Origin of the sequence: Halomonas sp. GXIMD04776 (genome assembly GCF_049808615.1) — a bacterium.
Taxonomy (GTDB): Bacteria; Pseudomonadota; Gammaproteobacteria; order Pseudomonadales; family Halomonadaceae; genus Modicisalibacter.
Genome location: NZ_JBNCAN010000008.1, coordinates 64,352 through 81,559 on the forward strand (window position 1 = coordinate 64,352; position 17,208 = coordinate 81,559).

Here is a 17,208-nt window from a genome sequence, read left to right on the forward strand (position 1 = left end):
ATGATACAAACCTTGTACGGCATTTATATCAGCGTACACCCGATCGGGTATAAAAGGTATGCTCAGATATTCGACATCAGCAGCGTGGCGATACCAAAATAGATCAGCACTCCGCAAGCGTCGATCATGGTCGTGACCAGGGGGCCGGAAGCAGTGGCCGGGTCCCAGCCCAGACGGTTGAGTACGAAAGGCAAGCATAAACCCAGCAGGCTGCCGGACAGCACGATAATGGTCATACTCATGGCCACCACCAGCATGAGCATTTCCCCTCCCCGCATGAAGCCGATCGGCGATACGGCCAGCGCCATGGTCAGCCCCAGACCAGCGGCAATCAACAGCTCGCGACCCAACAGCTTGCCCCAGTCCTTGAGGGCGATATCGCCAGTGGCCAGGCCCCGAACGGTCAGTGTCGACGCCTGGGCGCCAGCGTTACCACCGCTGTCGATCAGAAGCGGCAGAAAGAACACCAGCGCCACTTGGGCAGCGATGAGATCCTCGAAGTAGGCAATGCCGGCGCCGGAAAACAGGTTGCCAAACACCAGCAGTACCAGCCAGACGATACGCTTGCGGTACAGGCTCCATAAAGAAGTGCGGCCGACACCGTTTTCGAGCATGCCCACCGAGGCGCCCTTGTGAATATCCTCAGTGGCTTCTGCCTGAACCACGTCCAGCACATCGTCATGGGTCACGAGCCGACCATTCGTTCCTCTTCATCCACCACGGGCACCGCCAGTAGATCGTAGCGTGCCACCAGACGCGCCACCTCTTCTCGACGTGTATCGACCTGGGTGTGGATCACATCCTTGATCATCAAATCGTCGATATAGGCGCTGGGACGCGCGATCAATAGTTGCCGAAGCGACCAGGTTCCCGCGAGTTGGCCGCGATCGTCGAGAATATAGAGTTGATAAACGGTCTCCGCGTCCGGTGCGGTTTCGCACACACGCGTCAGCGCCTGGGAAACGGTCAGACCACTAGGGATGGCAACATAGTCGGAGGTCATCACCGCTCCAGCCGTACCTTCCTCATAGCTTGCCAGACGCCTTAGCTCTTCTCGCTTGCGGTGGGCCATACGCCGCAACAGTGCCTCACGACGATCTATCTCCAACAGGTTGTACAGGTCCGCTCGATCGTCCGCGCTCATTTCCTCGAGAATCTCGAGCAATGCCTGATCGGAAAGTTGATCGACCAAGGACTTTTGCAACCAGTTGGGCAAATGGCCGTATACATGAGAACGACGTATCAGAGGCAAATTCTCGAGCAGCACCAGGGCGCCGGCCATATCGTCCTGCTGGTCGACAAGCTCTTCCAGCAGCTCGGCGATATCTGCGGCACGCACCTCTCCCAAAAGCGCTGCAAGCTCCTCGGAATCCTGCTCCAACGCAGTGAGCACGATGGCCTTGTGATCCGGTTGGTTATCGCCTCTGGTCATGACATCTCTCAATTAGCGTGCAAATAATCATTGTAGCAATGAAAGCTTTTTCGAAGCGGAGATCTCATCGTATTCATTCGAGAAAACACGAACCTTCAAGGTTCGCTGCATCGACGTTGCTCTGGCCAGCTGCTTGCAATACTGGAAGAATATCCACTCTTCGCCTTTACTTGTTCACTCTTCCCAGGATGTTAGGCATGCGCGTGATCATCGCCGAAAAACCCAGCCTGGCCCGGGCCATCGCCGATGCGCTGCCCGGCCCAGTGAAACGCAGCGACGGGGCCATCCAGGTTGGCGATACCATCGTCAGCTGGTGTCTGGGGCACTTGCTGGAGCAGGCCGCCCCAGATGCCTACGACCCTCGCTACAAGCAGTGGCGGCTCGATCACCTGCCCATCGTGCCTGACAGTTGGAAACTTATACCTCGAAGTAAAGCGCGGGGCCAACTCAAGGTATTACGGGGGCTGTTCAAGCAAGCCGACGAAATCCTGCATGCCGGCGACCCGGATCGAGAAGGCCAGCTGCTGGTACAGGAGGTCATCGAATACCTCGGCTGGAAAGGTCCGGTCGGCCGATTGCTGATCAATGACCTCAACCCGCCGGCGGTCAAGCAGGCCCTTGCCCGACTCGAGGACAATCGCGTTTATCAGCCGCTTTATCGTGCTGCGGAGGCGCGCTCCCGGGCCGACTGGCTGTACGGCATCAATCTATCCCGAGCCTGGACGCTGACCGGACGGCAGGCGGGTCACGATGGCGTGCTCTCGGTAGGCCGGGTGCAGACCCCGGTGCTGGGACTGGTGGTGCGTCGGGATCAGGAAATCGCCCGTTTCGTGCCGCGTCCCTTTCATGTGCTGTGGGCGGATTTCAAGGTCGAGCAGGGTACCGTTCGTGGCTGGTGGCAACCCGACGAGCGGCACCCCCTGGATGATCAAGGCCGGCTACTTCAGCGCGGCCCAGCAGACACTCTGGCCGCGCGGCTACCGGGCGCCGAGGGCGTGCTCTCGAAACTGGACACCCGCACCAAGCGCCAGGCTCCGCCACTGCCCTATTCGCTATCGGCCTTGCAGGTCGATGCGGCCCGACGCTACAAGCTCTCGGCCAAGGCAGTACTCGATACTTGTCAATCGCTTTACGAACGCCACCGCCTGATCACCTATCCTCGCTCCGACTGTCGCTATCTGCCTGAAGCCCACCTGTCGGAGGCAAGCAAGACGCTGCGGGGCGCCTGCACCGATGATCCCACCTTGTCGAGCTGGCTCGCCGGGGCGGATTTCACACTGCGCTCCAAGGCCTGGAACGACAAGCAGGTTGGCGCTCACCACGCGCTTGCACCCACCGGTCTGCGCCCGGACTTCACGCGTCTCTCCGCCAGTGAAGCAAACGTTTTCCGACTCATCGCTCGTAACGTGCTGGCGCAGTTCTATCCCGCCCTGCAGACCCGTGAAATCAAGGCAGAATTCAGCGTGCTGGACGAACGGTTCCGCGCCCAGGGTCAGGAGATTCTCGTGCCCGGCTGGAAGCCGCTCTTCACCACCCGGGATGAGGTACCACCTTTGCCATCGATGCGGGAAGGTGAGCCCGCCAGGGTGATCGATCAGGCGGTGGAAGACCGGGAGACCCGTCCGCCGGAACCCTTCACCGATGCCAGCCTGATCAAGGCAATGATGAATATCGCCCGTTACGTCGACGACCCGGCGGTCAAGCGCACCCTGCGCGACACGGACGGTTTGGGCACCGAAGCCACCCGCGCCGGCATCATCGAGACGCTGCTCGATCGCCGCTATCTGGTGCGCCAGGGTAGCGCGCTGCGAGCCTCCCGCACCGGTCAAGCCTTGATCAACGCCTTGCCGGATGCCGCGACCCGCCCCGAGCGCACAGCGCTATGGGAACAACGCCTGCGGGCCATTGCCGAGGGTGATGATCAGGCAGCGCCGTTCATGACCAATTTAGTCGCCGATCTGCACACGCTGCTGGCCAGCGCCGATGTGGCGCGCATGCGTCAAGCGCTGAGCAGCGCCGAAGGCTTCGAGGTCGCACCGGCCAAACGTGGACGCGGCAAGACCTCTCGAAGAAGTAGCAACGCCGCTTCCCGCAAAAGCACGTCAAGTAAAGGCGCCACGGACACGTCTGGAGCGGCCAAGCGCGCCCCACGCGGCAACCGCCGCGCCAAGACGACGAACTCATGAAAGACACAACGCTGATTCTCGGTCCCGGCGCCCTGGGGCGGCTGTTGGCCACGCATCTGACAAGTCAGGCGCCTCTGGCGCTGGTGGGACGTCGCAATGCCTCCGATCCATTGTCGCTGATCACCCCAGAGGGCGAGCGCCTGAGTTGCAAGGTGGCGCGTATCACCGTCGATCAAGTCCCGCGACAACCGGCGGTGGTGCACCTGACCACCAAGGCCTACGACACACAAAACGCCTTGAACGGGCTGGCGCCCCACATCGCCCCCGTCACGCCCCTGGTGCTGTGGCAAAACGGCTTTCGAGTGCAGGAACCGCTGACCCGACATTGGCAAGGCCCGGTGCTGTGCGCCACTACGACGGAAGGCGCCTACACCCAAGGCGAGAGCGGCGTGGTGCACGCCGGGCGCGGGCATACCTTCATCGGTCATCTCGATGGACGCCACCGCGATCTCGCCACCCGGATCGCCACCGTGCTGAGCCAAGCCGGCCTGGCCGCCACCCCCTGTGACGATATCCGCCAACGTCTCTGGCACAAGCTCGCCGTCAACGCCGCCATCAACCCGCTGGTGGCGCGCTATCGGATTCGCAACGGCCAACTGCGCGACCGCCCTTTCCGGCCTATGGTCGCAGCCCTCATCGACGAACTTGATTCAATCATGCGGGCAGAAAACATCCCGCCCCCCGAGGACGGCTGGGACATCATGATCTGGAAGGTAATCGACGCTACAAGTAACAACCGCGCCTCGATGCTGCAAGACGTGCTGGCTGGCCGCCCCACCGAACGCGACGCCATTCTCGGGCCGCTGCTCGAGGCGGCCGAACGCCATGATATTGCCACGCCGCATCTCATCGATGCCACTGCTTCTTTGGAAGCGTCCGTGGGGCGCTAGCGAGCGCAGCAAGCCTCAGCAAAACGAGGCAAACAATAGCCAGGGCTAAGCCCGCTCCTGTGGGCTAACGCATTTCCCACATCCCTGTGGGTCACAAGGCGGAAACCAATGAGAACGCGGAGTTTACGTTAGTAAATGAGCATTTCGAATTGGTTTCCAACACAGCATGGCTGAAGCGCAGCCCGTTTTAGCCAGTATTGCGCAGGCCGGCGGAAATCCCCGCCATCGTCACCATCAATGCCCGCGATAGCTCCGGGCTGATCGCCCCATCCGCGTCTCGATTTCGCTGCAACAGCTCCGCCTGCAGGCTATGCAGCGGATCGATGTAGGGATTGCGCACATCGATGGCCTGGCGAATCAAGGGTGTATCGGCAAGCAGGGTATCCTGGTCGAGAATCTCCAACAGCGTGCGCTGCAGAAGCTGCATGCGCTCGCGCAGTTGCTTGCCCAGCGCCTTGAGTGAGGGCTCGACCACCAGGCGATGCTCGTAGTAGGCAGCGATGTCGACGTCCGCCTTGCCCAACAGCATCTCGAGCATGTCGAGATAGGTGCCAAAGAATGGCCAGCGCTTGCGCATTTCGCGCAGGTGCTCCAGTCCTCCTTCTTCCTCTATCCGCGCCGAGAAGGCCTCGCCGCTGCCCAGCCAAGCCGGCAGCATCAGACGAGTCTGGGTCCAGGCAAAGATCCAGGGAATCGCTCGCAGGGATTCGACACCGCCTTCCTGACGGCGCTTGGCCGGGCGCGACCCCAGCGGCAGGCGACCCAAGGCGCCTTCCGGGGTGACCGCACGGAAATACGGTACGAAATCCGGATTCTCACGTACCACACCGACATAGCCACGATGCGCGATGTCTGCCAGACGGTCCATTTCTTCTCGCCAGGCCGGCTCGGGCATCGGCGGCGGCAACAGTGTGGCCTCGAGCACGGCACAGGCGTAAATTTCCATGGAACGCAGGGCGATATCCGCCTGGCCGAACTTGAAGCGAATCATCTCTCCCTGCTCGGTGACCCGCAGGCTGCCATTCACCGAACCCGGCGGCTGGGACAAAATGGCGGCGTGAGCCGGTCCCCCGCCCCGTCCCACGGTGCCGCCACGGCCATGGAACAAGGTCAGCTTGACGCCTTGGCGCTCGCAGACCTCGACCAGCGTCTCCTGGGCACGGTATTGGGCCCAGGCTGCCGCCAGTTGTCCGGCATCCTTGGCAGAATCGGAATAGCCGATCATCACCTCCTGGCGATCGTTGACCAGACGACGATAGCCGGGCAGCGACAGCAGTTGATCGATGGCCTCGCCGGCACCATCGAGGTCGCTCAGGGTCTCGAACAAGGGGGCAATGGGTAGTCTCACATCGCCCCCGGCCTCCTTCATCAACAAGGCGACCGCCAGCACGTCGGAAGGCTGCCCCGCCATGGATATCACGTAAGTACCCAGCGCCTCGCGATGCTCCTGGGCAATGGTGCGAAAGGTGTCGAGCACTTCTCGGGTTTCGGTAGAGCACTCCCAGTGGCGTGGAATGAGCGGGCGACGCGAGGTGAGCTCCTCCAACAGGAAGGCCTGGCGTTGCTGCTCGTCCCACTCCCGATAACGACCCAGACCCAGATAGTCGCTGAGCTCGTCGAACACCTGGCTGTGGCGGCTGGATTCCTGACGGATATCGAGCTTGGTGAGAGTAACGCCAAACACGGCGATTCGGCGCAGCGTATCGAGCAGTACGCCATTGGCGATACCGCTCAGGCCTACGTCGCATAGCGAGCGATAGCAGGCCAGCAGCGGCGTGTAGAGCTGATCCCGGGTCTCGATGATGGGGCCGCCGTCGTAGTTGACACCGTCGATACACGCCTGCGCCCAGTCGCGCGTCGCCTCGACTCGGGTAATCAATCGCTTGATCAGCGCCCGGTAAGGCTCCGCCTCGTCGCCGACTTCCGCCTTCAAGGCGCTGTTGGCCTTCCACATCGACAGCTCGGTCTTGAGTTGATCCAGATCGCGCAGATACAGATCCGCGGCCATCCAGCGCCCCAGCAACAGCACCTCTCGGGTGACCTTGGCGGTCACGTTCGGGTTACCGTCGCGATCACCGCCCATCCAGGAGGCGAAGCGCAGCGGTGCCGCGTCAAGTGGCAGGCGTTCACCGGCGGCGTCGAGCAATAGATTATCGAGATCGCGGTGAAAATTCGGTACCGCCTGCCAGAGCGAGTTCTCGATCACCGCGAAGCCCCACTTGGCCTCATCCACCGGGGTCGGTCGCTCATGGCGTATCTCATCGGTGTGCCAGGCCTGGCTGATCAATTCCTTGAGTCGTCCTTGGGCCCGCGCGGCGCGCTCCGGATAATCCAGGCTGCCCTCCATCATGGTCAGGCAATCATCGATGGCATCGTACTTCTGGATCAGCGTGCGGCGAATGACCTCGGTGGGATGCGCAGTAAGCACCAGCTCGACCCGCATTCCCGCCAGTGTTTCGACCAGTTGACGAGGCGCATGCCCGGCCTGGCGGATGCGCTCGAACAGTTCATCGAGCGACGGCTGCGATCCTGGTTTGTAATCCTCGACGCGGCGAAAACGCGCACGGTAATGCTGCTCGGCGATATTGGCAAAATTGAGGAACTGATTGAAGGCCCGGGTCACCGGCAGGAGTTCTTCATCCGGCAGAGTGCGCAGGTACTCGATCAATTCACGCTGGGAGTCGCCGCCCTCCTGGCGACCACGCTTGGCCAGTGCTCGGATGGTCTCGATCTTGTCGACGAATCCCTCGCCCAGATCCTCGGCGATGGTATGTCCCAGGCTGTCGCCCAGAACACGAACATTCTCCCGCAGCGATTCATGCAGATGCTGACCCATCACAAGCTCTCCTCGGTACTGTTGCGTTCGCGTTCGCGATGTTTGGCATCGTTCCAATGGCGATCCATTTCCGCCAGATCGGCCTCTTCAAGGGTTCGTCCCGACTGGGCCAAGGCCTGTTCGACATAACCAAAGCGTCGTTCGAACTTGCCATTGGTGGCGCGCAACGCCTGCTCGGGATCGATTTTCCGTTGCCTTGCCAGATTGACCACCGCAAACAATAGATCGCCGATTTCTTCGCGGACATGATCATCGTCTGCAGCATCCAAGGCCTCTTCGACTTCATCGAGTTCCTCGCGGATCTTGGCTATCACATCCCGGGTATCGGGCCAATCGAAACCGACCCGTGATGCACGCTTGGTCAGCTTGGCCGCTCGGGTCAGGGCCGGCAGTCCTCGGGGAATGTCGGCAAGTACCGCACCGGCCTCTTGATCATGACGATCGTCACGTTCCTCGGCCTTGAGCTGCTCCCAGCGTCTATCGATATTTTCAATCTCGGCGGCGCTGGCATTCCGGCGACGCGACGCCAGGGTGCCCTCCGGGAATACGTGGGGATGACGTTTGAGCATCTTGCTCATCAAGGCGTCGATCACATCCTGAAAGTCGAAACGCCCTTCTTCATGAGCAAACTGGCTGTAGTACACCACCTGAAACAGCAGGTCGCCGAGTTCACTCGGCAGTTCGTCGAAGGCGCGACGCTCAATGACATCGGCCACCTCGTAGGCTTCCTCCAGGGTATGCGGCACGATGCTGTGCCAGTCCTGCTTGACGTCCCAAGGACATCCTTGCTCGGGATCGCGCAGCACCGCCATCAAGGCAAGCAGGTCATCGAGACTGTAGTGTGCAAATTCGTTCATGAACGTACTCTTTTCCGAGTGCCTTCGCGCAGACGTTTGACATCGACGACATTGGGCAGTTGCTGGATGCGCGAGAAGATGCGTCCTAGCGACTCGAGGCCATCGACTTCCAGCGTGATCTTCAGCCGGGCGAGGTTGTCGTCCTTGTCAGTCAGCGTATTGACCGCCAGCACGTTGACACGATCGTGACTGAACACATGGACCACGTCTCGCAGCAGCCCCGGCCGGTCCCAGGCTTCGATCTCGATGTTTACCGGGTACTTGCTGCGCGCCTTCTTGCCCCACTCGACATCGACGATGCGGCCGGGTTCCTCGCTGCGCAACTGCAGAATGTTCGGGCAGTCCTGACGATGGATGGTAACCCCCCGGCCTTGGGTGATGTAGCCGATGATCTGATCGCCATGCACCGGGTGACAGCAGTTGGCCATGACGGTCTTGAGATTGCCGACACCCAGCACGGTGATGCCGTCATCCTTTTGACTGAGCGGCTTGGGCTTGGTCAGTAGTTTGTCGAGCTGCTCTTCATCGTCACTCTCGCCAAACAATTGCTGAGCCTGATGCAATACCTGACCGATGCGCAAATCGCCGGCGCCAATGGCAGCATACATGTCATCCGGATTCTGATAGTTGACCGCCCTGGCCAGTGTCGTGAGGTTCAAGCCTTCGATATCCAGGCGTTTGAACTCCTTGTCGAACAGCGCCCGGCCCTCTTCCAGGTTCTGATCCCGCGCCTGATGCTTGAACCAGGCCTGAATCTTGGCCCTGGCCCGGGACGTCTTGACGTAACCGAGATTGGGATTGAGCCAGTCGCGGCTAGGCCCCCCTTTGGTAGCGGTAAGAATCTCGACCTGGTGCCCGGTCTTGAGCTTGTAGGTAAGTGGAACGATACGCCCGTTGATTTTGGCACCTCGGCAACGATGGCCAATCTCGGTATGCACGCGATAGGCGAAATCGATGGGCGTGGCATTGCGCGGCAAGTCGATGACGTGCCCTTCCGGGGTGAAGACATAGATGCGATCCGGGGCCACGTCGCTGGCCAGCCCTTCACGCAGATCGCCCAGTTCGCCGACCTCGTCCTGCCAGGCGAGCACCTGACGCAACCAGGCGATCTTCTCTTCGTAGCCGCGGCTCTTTCCACCCACCTCATGCCCCTTGTAACGCCAGTGGGCACAGACCCCGAGCTCCGCATCCTCGTGCATCGTGAAGGTGCGAATCTGAATCTCCAGCACCTTGTTCTCGGGTCCGATCAAGGCAGTGTGCAGCGACTGATAGCCATTCTTCTTCGGGTTGGCGATATAGTCGTCGAACTCGTTGGGCACGTGATGCCAGCGGGAATGCACGATACCCAGGGCGGCGTAGCAGTCGGCCACTTTCTCAACCAGGATACGCACGGCACGCACGTCGTAGACTTGGGAGAAATCGATACGCTTGCGCTGCATCTTGCGCCAGATCGAGTAGATGTGCTTGGCCCTCCCATCTATCTGATAGCCGGTGATGCCCTGCTGATCGAGTAGGCCCTCCAGGGTCGAGACCACCTCCTTGATGTAGCGATCGCGATCCAGTCGCTTCTCCGCCAGCAGCCTGGCTATGGCCTTGTAATCGTCTTCATGAAGATAGCGAAACGACAGATCCTCGAGCTCCCACTTGAGCTGACCTATCCCCAAGCGATGCGCCAGCGGGGCATAGATATCGGCAACTTCATGCGCCACCTGCAGACGTTTTTCCCGCGGCGCCTCACGCACTTGGCGTAACGCACAGGTTCGCTCGGCAATCTTGATCAGCGCGATCCGCACATCGTCGATCATGGTGACCAGCATCTTGCGCAGGTTGTCTTGCTGGTTGTGCTGGGACAATCCCCGGCTAGGCATCTGTTGCTGACTGATCGCCGCCATGGAGAGTACGCCCGCGATCAGACCGGCCACCTCGCGGCCAAAGCGTTTCTCGACCCCTTCGACGCTGATCCTGCCTTCACGCACCGCCCGGTAAAGCACGGCGGCTTCCAGCGTTTCCTGGTCGAGCTTGAGCTCGCTCAGGATATCCGCCATCTCCAGACCGGTGCGAAAGCTGGAGCCGTCCGCTAGCCAGGCCTTGTGTGGCTTTTCCGCGCCCCGCGCAAGATGATCGGCCAATTCGCATACAGCACGCATCTCATCCGCATCTCGCAGCACCACATCGTCTTGCAGACGCTCGAGCCAGAGGGAAATATCGACATTCCCCTCGTCGGTCAGTGGCTGATCTTCACGAACCTTGACCATAATTCTTTCCTCCCTGGCGCTTTCCGCCCCCTAGAAGATGCTAAGCCGGTGAACGCTCGAACAACAGCATGGCCTCGAGATGAGCGGTCTGTACGAACATGTCCGCTACGGCAGCCCGGGTGATGTGATAGCCCCCTTCCACCAGATGCAGCGCATCCCGTGAAAGGGTCGCCGGATCACAGGAAACATAGAGAATTCGCTCTACTTCGCTTTTCGCCAGGGTTCGGCATACCGTTTCAGCACCACCGCGAGGCGGATCGAGAACGACGCTATGAGGTCGCGAATCGAGAGGTGGAGGCTGGTTCAGGTCACCCATCCGGGCCTCGATATTGTTCAGGTCGTTGTAACGGGCGTTGCCCCGAAGCCGCTCGACCATGGCTAGACTCCCTTCCACGCTGAGGAGGTTGGCCACCTGCGGCGCAAGAGCCAGGCTGAAATTGCCCACACCTGCGAACAGATCCAGCACGCGCTCGTCCTTGTGGGGTGTGAGCCACTCCAGCGCACAGGTAACCAGCGCCTGGTTGATCTCGGCATTGATCTGCAAAAAATCCCCAGGCGCAATGTACAGCTCGAGATCGCGATGACCACTCTTCGGGGTATAGCTCAAGCGTGGCGCTTTGCCGACCCATTCGAGCACGGGATCCTGGCGCCCTTGAAGCAACCCGAGCGCCACCCCATGGGCATCCGCCCACTGCCGCCAGCGCTTGGCATCGTCCAGGTTGGTGCGTAGCTGACGAATCACGACAGCCGCACCATGATCGCCGACGAGCAATTCTATATGCCCGACCTGACGTGGCGCCTGGAGATGATCAAGACATTCTCGTAGCGGCCCCAGAAGCGCCGACAGAGACGGCGCCAGAATGGGGCATTCGCCAATATCCACCAGATAGTGGCTGCCCCGGGCGCGAAACCCCAGATGCACCCGGCCCTTTGCATCGACCTTGACACCGAGCCGGGCACGACGACGATAGCCAAATCCTTTACCGGCAAGCAGCCTTGGGGGTAGTGAAAGCGTGATGCCCTGACGCGCCAGTTGATCGATCAACACATCGCATTTATGTCGGCGCTGCGCCTCCAGGGCCAGATGCTGCAGATCGCAGCCGCCACACTGCGCATAATGCGGACAAGGCGGCGAGATACGATCGGCGGAGGGCGTGATGAGCTCGCGCGGGTGCGCTTCATCGAAACGCTTGCGGCTACGGTGGATCGCCACCTTGACCCGTTCGCCGGGCAGCACCTGATTCACGAACAGGGTCTTGCCCGATGCGTTGCGGGCGATACCGCGCCCATCATGCGCCAAGCGCAGAATATCCACCTCGTACTGGCCCGCGTCGTCAGGATTGGCGCCGCTCGTTTCCGCGCGATTGATCGACGTCCGATCTTTCGTCGAACTCTCTATTGTCGAATCAGAAGAAATACGCTGCCTGGACATCCGCGCAGGACGTCGCTTGCCCAGCATGCCCATAGTCAGACTCCCGGGGCAAATAGACCCGTCGACAGGTAGCGATCGCCCCGGTCGCAGACGATGAAGACGATCACGGCATTCTCGACCTGCTCTGCGACGCGCAGCGCTCCAGCCAGACTGCCGCCAGAGGAGACGCCTGCCAGGATTCCCTCTTCCCGGGCCAACCGGCGCATGTGTTCCTCGGCTTCCTGCTGACCGATGTCCAGCACGCTATCCACGCGGGATGCGTCGAAGATACTGGGTAGATATGCCTCGGGCCAGCGCCGGATGCCGGCGATGCTGGCACCGTCCTCCGGCTGCAGGCCGACGATCTGAATCGCCGGGTTGCGCTCCTTGAGATAGCGTGAGACCCCCATGATCGTACCGGTGGTGCCCATGGAACTGACGAAGTGGGTCAGCGTGCCATCGGTCTGTTGCCATAGTTCCGGGCCGGTGGTTTTAAAATGCGACAGGGGGTTGTCCGGATTGGCGAACTGATCCAACGGCTTGCCTTCGCCTCGAGCGATCATGGCCTGGGCGAGATCCCGAGCGCCCTCCATGCCCTCTTCCTTGGAGACGCCTATCAGTTCGGCGCCATAAGCGGCCATGGCCTGCTTGCGTTCGCTGGAGGCGTTATCCGGCATGATCAAGACCATGCGATAGCCCTTGATGGCCGCCGCCATGGCCAGAGCGATGCCAGTATTGCCCGAGGTCGCCTCGATGAGGGTGTCTCCCGGCACGATATCCCCCCGGGCCTCTGCCTCGCTGATCATCGCCAGGGCCGGCCGGTCCTTTACAGAGCCCGCCGGATTATTCCCTTCCAGCTTGGCCAGGAGTGTATTGTTACGTCCGGCGTTGATACGCTGCAAACGTACAAGCGGCGTATTGCCGACCACAGCTTCGAGGGTATGAAATTGCATGAACTCTCCCATCTGACCACGGGGCGCGAAGTGCCACCCGTGGGTAAAAAACTGCTCAACGAAACACGTCGCCTACATTATATCCCTGCCGGCCAACGCTGGACAGGCAAGCTCTGCAAGTCCCTCGTCGTCGCCGTATCGTTTCGTATCAGGCGCCGCCAGGTGTCGCCATGTCGTTGAGATATCGTCTGCTGACCCTTGTGCTGGGCATTCCACTGCTGTTACTGCTGATTCACAACGGCTATCTGTTCCTGCAGGATCAGCAGCAACGTCGCGATACCCTGCGCAGCCATCTCAGCGAGAGTGTCGAGCTCTTGATGCCATCCTTGACGCGGGTGCTGGACGATAACGACTCCGGGCAACTTCAGCCGCTCTTGCAACGCCTGCTGGATCTGCGAGGCGTCAGCGCCACCATTGTACGTGCCAGCGACGGCGATGTGGTGATGCATCTCGGCACGACCCAGACCTCCCTGGCACTGCCCGAGCGCAGACGAACGCAGGTCATCGAAGAAGACGGTCAATGGCGTCTGTTCAAGCCCCTGCCGACGCCCCCGCTATCCTGGGCCAGACGTGACGAAACCAGCACGTATTATTGGCTGGAGGTGGTCGTCAGCGAGAGCGACCTGGCACTGACGAACTACCGTCAGCTCGTGCATTACGCGCTGGCCTGGCTGGCCATGGCCACGTTGCTGCTACTGGCCGCCTATGCCATTCAACGCCGCGTGTTGCCCAATCTTCGACGTCAGCGTCAGGCGCTGCAACGTCTCGATGACGGCGATTACCACTATCGCCTGCAGGATACCGGTCCCCGGGAGCTAGCCTCGCTTTCCCGCGCCATCAACAGGCTGGGCGAACATTTGCTGCGCATGAAGGAGACTCAACGCCAACAGCTCGAGCAAACCACCAGCGAACTGCAGGAGTCGATGGAAACCATCGAGGTTCAGAATATCGAGCTCGACATGGCCAGGCGTCGCGCCCAGCAGGCCAATAGAATCAAGTCGGAATTCCTCGCCAACATGAGCCATGAGATTCGTACGCCGCTGAACGGCATCATTGGCTTTTGCCGTTTACTCGGTCGCGGTCGTCTCGACGTTCGTGAGCGCGAATGGCTGGGACATATCGAGACCGCCTCGAACAACTTGTTGACGCTGATCAATGGCATTCTGGATTTTTCCAAGATGGAGGCCGGCAAGCTCGAACTCGACACCGTCGCTTTCGATATGGTCACTCTGGTCGACGAAGTCCTGACGCTTCAGGCACCCGCCTCTCAGGAAAAGGATCTTCAGTTGCTGGGTCTGGTGTTCGACGACGTGCCGAGTGAGTTGCTCGGAGATCCGCAGCGCATCAAGCAAGTCCTGGGGAATCTGGTCAACAACGCCATCAAGTTCACCGATCAGGGTGAAGTCATCGTCCGGGTACTGGTCGATGAGATCGAGGGCAATATCATCACGTTGCGACTCCGGGTGAGTGATACCGGCATCGGTCTTCCGGCCTCCATTCGTGAACAGCTGTTTCAGCCGTTCAGTCAAGGCTCGGTCAGCCGGTCGCGGGAGTATGGGGGTTCGGGATTGGGGTTGATGATCTGCAAGCAACTGGTCGAACAGATGGGGGGTGAGATCAGCGCCGTCGGACGACCGGAGGGAGGCAGCGAGTTCAGCTTCACCCTGTCCCTGCGTAGCCTGGTGAGTGCCACCGAACGCCCACCCGAACTGATGCTTGCATCACCCTTGATCGGATTATGGGAGCCTCACGCCACGACACGACAGGCCCTGGGCCATCAATTGCTGCGTTGGGGCGCCCGGGTAAGGGTTCTTCAGAACGACGCTGAATTCGATGACTCACTGGACATGTTGATCATAGGTATTACCCGCGACGATTTGCAGTCGCAGCGTTTGCAGGCCTGGCAACAACGCCTGGCAATACTGAACTGCCCGGTGCTGGTATTGATCAATAGCGACCCCTACGATCTGGCCGATCTGTCATTTCCCCTGGAGGGAGAAGTCCTGTGCAAGCCGGTTCCTCGAACACGGCTTTGCGAAGTGATCGAGCGCATGTTATCCAAGAGTGTCGATACGCTCGCGCCGGCGCGGGAACCCGATGCCAGCGATAGGCATATCACTGCATCTGCTCGGGTGCTGGTGGTGGACGACATTGCCTCCAACCTTCTTCTTGTCAAGGAGCTGCTGCATCAGGCCGGCGTCACGGTATTACTCGCCGCGAGCGGTCAGGAAGCGTTAGCGCTGGCCCATGACCAGGAAGTCGATCTCGTCCTCATGGATATTCGCATGCCGGGCATGAGTGGTGTCGAGGTCATGCAGGCACTGCGTCGCCTGGGCGGCCGCTGGGGGGCTTGTCCGTTCGTCGCTCTGACCGCCCATGCCGAGAAAGAGGAAACCCACTGGCTGCACGATGTCGGCATGCAGGAAGTACTGACTAAACCCCTCGATGAACAAGCGCTGGCGCGGATACTGACACGCTATCTGGGAATAACGCCCAATTTTGATACCCCCCATTCTGACGCAGCCCCGGGAGAGACCGAGGATGGCGATGAACAAGGTCCCTTGGCGGTGGTGGATATGCAACTCGGTCAACGCTTGGCGGGGGGACGCCTCGATCTTGCCCAGCAGACGCTGGAGATGCTGCTCGACGGCTTGGACCAAAGCGAGGCGGAGTTGCGCGAAAGTTTCGAGGCAAGTGACGAGAAGGCGTTTCTCGACGCGGTGCATCGACTCAATGGTGCCTGCCGTTACTGCGGTGTACCGGAACTCGCGCTGCTGTGCGAAACGCTGGAGACTCGAGTAAGAGCCCAAGGACTACCGGCCGTGGGCAACATGCTGGACGCCGTGTTCGCTGCCATGCAGCGTCTGCGGGAATGGAAGGCACAGCAGATTTGCACATGATCAACGTTTGCCCAGCGACGCCACGAACCCCGCTTCCTGGCCGGCAATGATCAAACGCTTCATCTCGCTGACCGCTTCCTTCAAGCCGGTGAACAGTGCCCGAGCAATGATCGCGTGGCCGATGTTGAGTTCATGCAGGCCCGGGATCGCGGCGATCGCTTCCACATTATGGTAATGCAGGCCATGGCCGGCATTGACGATCAACCCAAGCTCGGCGGCCAACTCCGCCGCCGCCGCAATACGCGCATGCTCGATGCGCGCCGTCTCGCCCCGGGCCTCGGCATAGGCGCCGGTATGCAATTCGATCGCCGGGGCACCCGCCTCGAAGGCGGCGCGAATCTGTGCCGGCTCGGGGTCGATGAACAACGACACCTCGCAATCGACAGCGGCCAACCGGGTGCAGACCTGGGTGATGCGCGCCTGGGAGCCCACCACATCCAACCCGCCCTCCGTGGTCAACTCCTCGCGCTTTTCCGGCACCAGGCAGACGTGCGCCGGGCGGATCCGCTCCGCAAGCACGATCATTTCATCGACGACCGCCATCTCCAGGTTCATGCGGGTCGCAAGCACCTCCGCCAGGAGGAGTACATCGCGTTCCTGAATGTGCCGGCGATCCTCACGCAGATGCACGGTGATGCCATCCGCACCGGCCTCTTCAGCCAACAGCGCCGCCTGAACCGGGTCTGGATAGCGCGTGCCCCGCGCCTGACGCAGCGTCGCAACATGGTCGATATTGACACCCAATAGAATACGCGGCGGAGTCATGAGCATTCTCCAATTTTCAATAGGAGCGACGGCGAGCGGCCAACTGCACCATCAGTTCTCTCGAGCGCAACGGCGTCGACCCCAATAGAGGTGACAGTGCTGCCCGAGTCAAGGATTTGGCCACGCCGGCAAGCCCGGGTTGCGCCCATTCACCCTGAGCCAGCAAACGTAACGTTCTGCCATCGATACCCGGCTGCCCCGGCCCAGCAACGGCAAAACGCCGATCGCCGACACGGTAGACATAGCGCTGCTGTTGATCCAGTTCACGCTCGTCGATATCGCGGAACACCGGTTGTGCATCCAGCGCGTCCAGTACGGCGAGTTCAAGACGACGCAGTGCCGGGGCACGCTCCGCGGGGATCGGCAACGCCTCGAACAAGGCGCCATAAAAGGCGAAGACCTCGCGTACCGGTAATAACGGCGGCAATGTCCGGGTCAGCAATTCGTTGGCATACAAACCACAGAGTAGCCCCTCACCCGCCAGCAATGCCGACGCGCCGTTGGACTCCATCAGGCGCAGACGCTTGAGTTCCGCGTCTCCGACCCAGGTCACATGCAACGGCGTGAAAGGTTGCAATCGCCCTCGCGCCTTGCTGCCGCCGCGCTGAACGCCCTGGGCCACGGCACGCACGCGTCCATGCTCGAGAGTGATCAACTCGACCAGGGCGCTGGTTTCCCTGTACGGGCGTTTGTGCAGCAGATAAGCAGGCTGAGGCTGCATGG

The 17,208-nt window shown here is 60.8% G+C and carries 10 protein-coding genes and 1 pseudogene; 3 read left to right on the forward strand and 8 right to left on the reverse strand.

The genetic code is table 11. The annotated features are described in order from the left end of the window. Nucleotides 1-62: 62 nt before the first annotated feature. Nucleotides 63-1,432, reverse strand: a pseudogene (gene mgtE, locus ACPF7Z_RS07115) (magnesium transporter). A 197-nt stretch (nucleotides 1,433-1,629) separates the two neighbouring features. On the opposite strand from mgtE, the gene ACPF7Z_RS07120 reads away from it, so the two are divergent. Beyond that, nucleotides 1,630-3,618: a DNA topoisomerase III gene (locus ACPF7Z_RS07120; protein WP_425192567.1), complete on the forward strand. Its 1,989-nt coding sequence runs from the start codon at nucleotides 1,630-1,632 to the stop codon at nucleotides 3,616-3,618. Then, on the forward strand, nucleotides 3,615-4,508 hold the full coding sequence (locus tag ACPF7Z_RS07125; protein ID WP_425192568.1) for a ketopantoate reductase family protein: 894 nt from the start codon (nucleotides 3,615-3,617) through the stop codon (nucleotides 4,506-4,508). The genes ACPF7Z_RS07120 and ACPF7Z_RS07125 overlap by 4 nt, the downstream gene beginning before the upstream one ends. Before the next feature lie 187 nt (nucleotides 4,509-4,695). Here ACPF7Z_RS07125 and ppc read toward each other — a convergent pair whose 3' ends face one another. From ppc to cysM, 5 genes are read right to left on the reverse strand one after another with little or no spacing between them, the layout of a single operon-like run. Continuing rightward, nucleotides 4,696-7,344 (reverse strand): phosphoenolpyruvate carboxylase, encoded by a 2,649-nt coding sequence (gene ppc, locus ACPF7Z_RS07130; protein WP_425192569.1) that lies wholly within the window; start codon nucleotides 7,342-7,344, stop codon nucleotides 4,696-4,698. After that, a complete protein-coding gene (gene mazG, locus ACPF7Z_RS07135) occupies nucleotides 7,344-8,201 on the reverse strand; it encodes a nucleoside triphosphate pyrophosphohydrolase (protein ID WP_425192570.1) in 858 nt (285 codons plus the stop codon). Before mazG ends, ppc begins: the two co-directional genes overlap by 1 nt. Continuing rightward, nucleotides 8,198-10,456 (reverse strand): GTP diphosphokinase, encoded by a 2,259-nt coding sequence (gene relA, locus ACPF7Z_RS07140; RefSeq protein WP_425192571.1) that lies wholly within the window; start codon nucleotides 10,454-10,456, stop codon nucleotides 8,198-8,200. Before relA ends, mazG begins: the two co-directional genes overlap by 4 nt. 40 nt (nucleotides 10,457-10,496) lie before the next feature. Further along, complete coding sequence (locus tag ACPF7Z_RS07145; protein WP_425192572.1) at nucleotides 10,497-11,921, reverse strand: TRAM domain-containing protein; 1,425 nt, start codon at nucleotides 11,919-11,921, stop codon at nucleotides 10,497-10,499. A gap of 2 nt (nucleotides 11,922-11,923) precedes the next feature. Further along, on the reverse strand, nucleotides 11,924-12,820 hold the full coding sequence (cysM, locus tag ACPF7Z_RS07150) for a cysteine synthase CysM (protein WP_425192573.1): 897 nt from the start codon (nucleotides 12,818-12,820) through the stop codon (nucleotides 11,924-11,926). Nucleotides 12,821-12,990: 170 nt separating this feature from the next. On the opposite strand from cysM, the gene ACPF7Z_RS07155 reads away from it, so the two are divergent. After that, a complete protein-coding gene (locus ACPF7Z_RS07155) occupies nucleotides 12,991-15,720 on the forward strand; it encodes an ATP-binding protein (protein ID WP_425192574.1) in 2,730 nt (909 codons plus the stop codon). On the opposite strand, the gene pdxJ is transcribed toward ACPF7Z_RS07155, so the two are convergent. Then, on the reverse strand, nucleotides 15,721-16,485 hold the full coding sequence (gene pdxJ, locus ACPF7Z_RS07160; RefSeq protein WP_425192575.1) for a pyridoxine 5'-phosphate synthase: 765 nt from the start codon (nucleotides 16,483-16,485) through the stop codon (nucleotides 15,721-15,723). A 16-nt stretch (nucleotides 16,486-16,501) separates the two neighbouring features. Beyond that, the gene (recO, locus tag ACPF7Z_RS07165) at nucleotides 16,502-17,206 is read right to left on the reverse strand and encodes a DNA repair protein RecO (RefSeq protein ID WP_425192576.1); all 705 of its coding nucleotides are present in this window, start codon (nucleotides 17,204-17,206) and stop codon (nucleotides 16,502-16,504) included. Nucleotides 17,207-17,208: the final 2 nt, after the last annotated feature.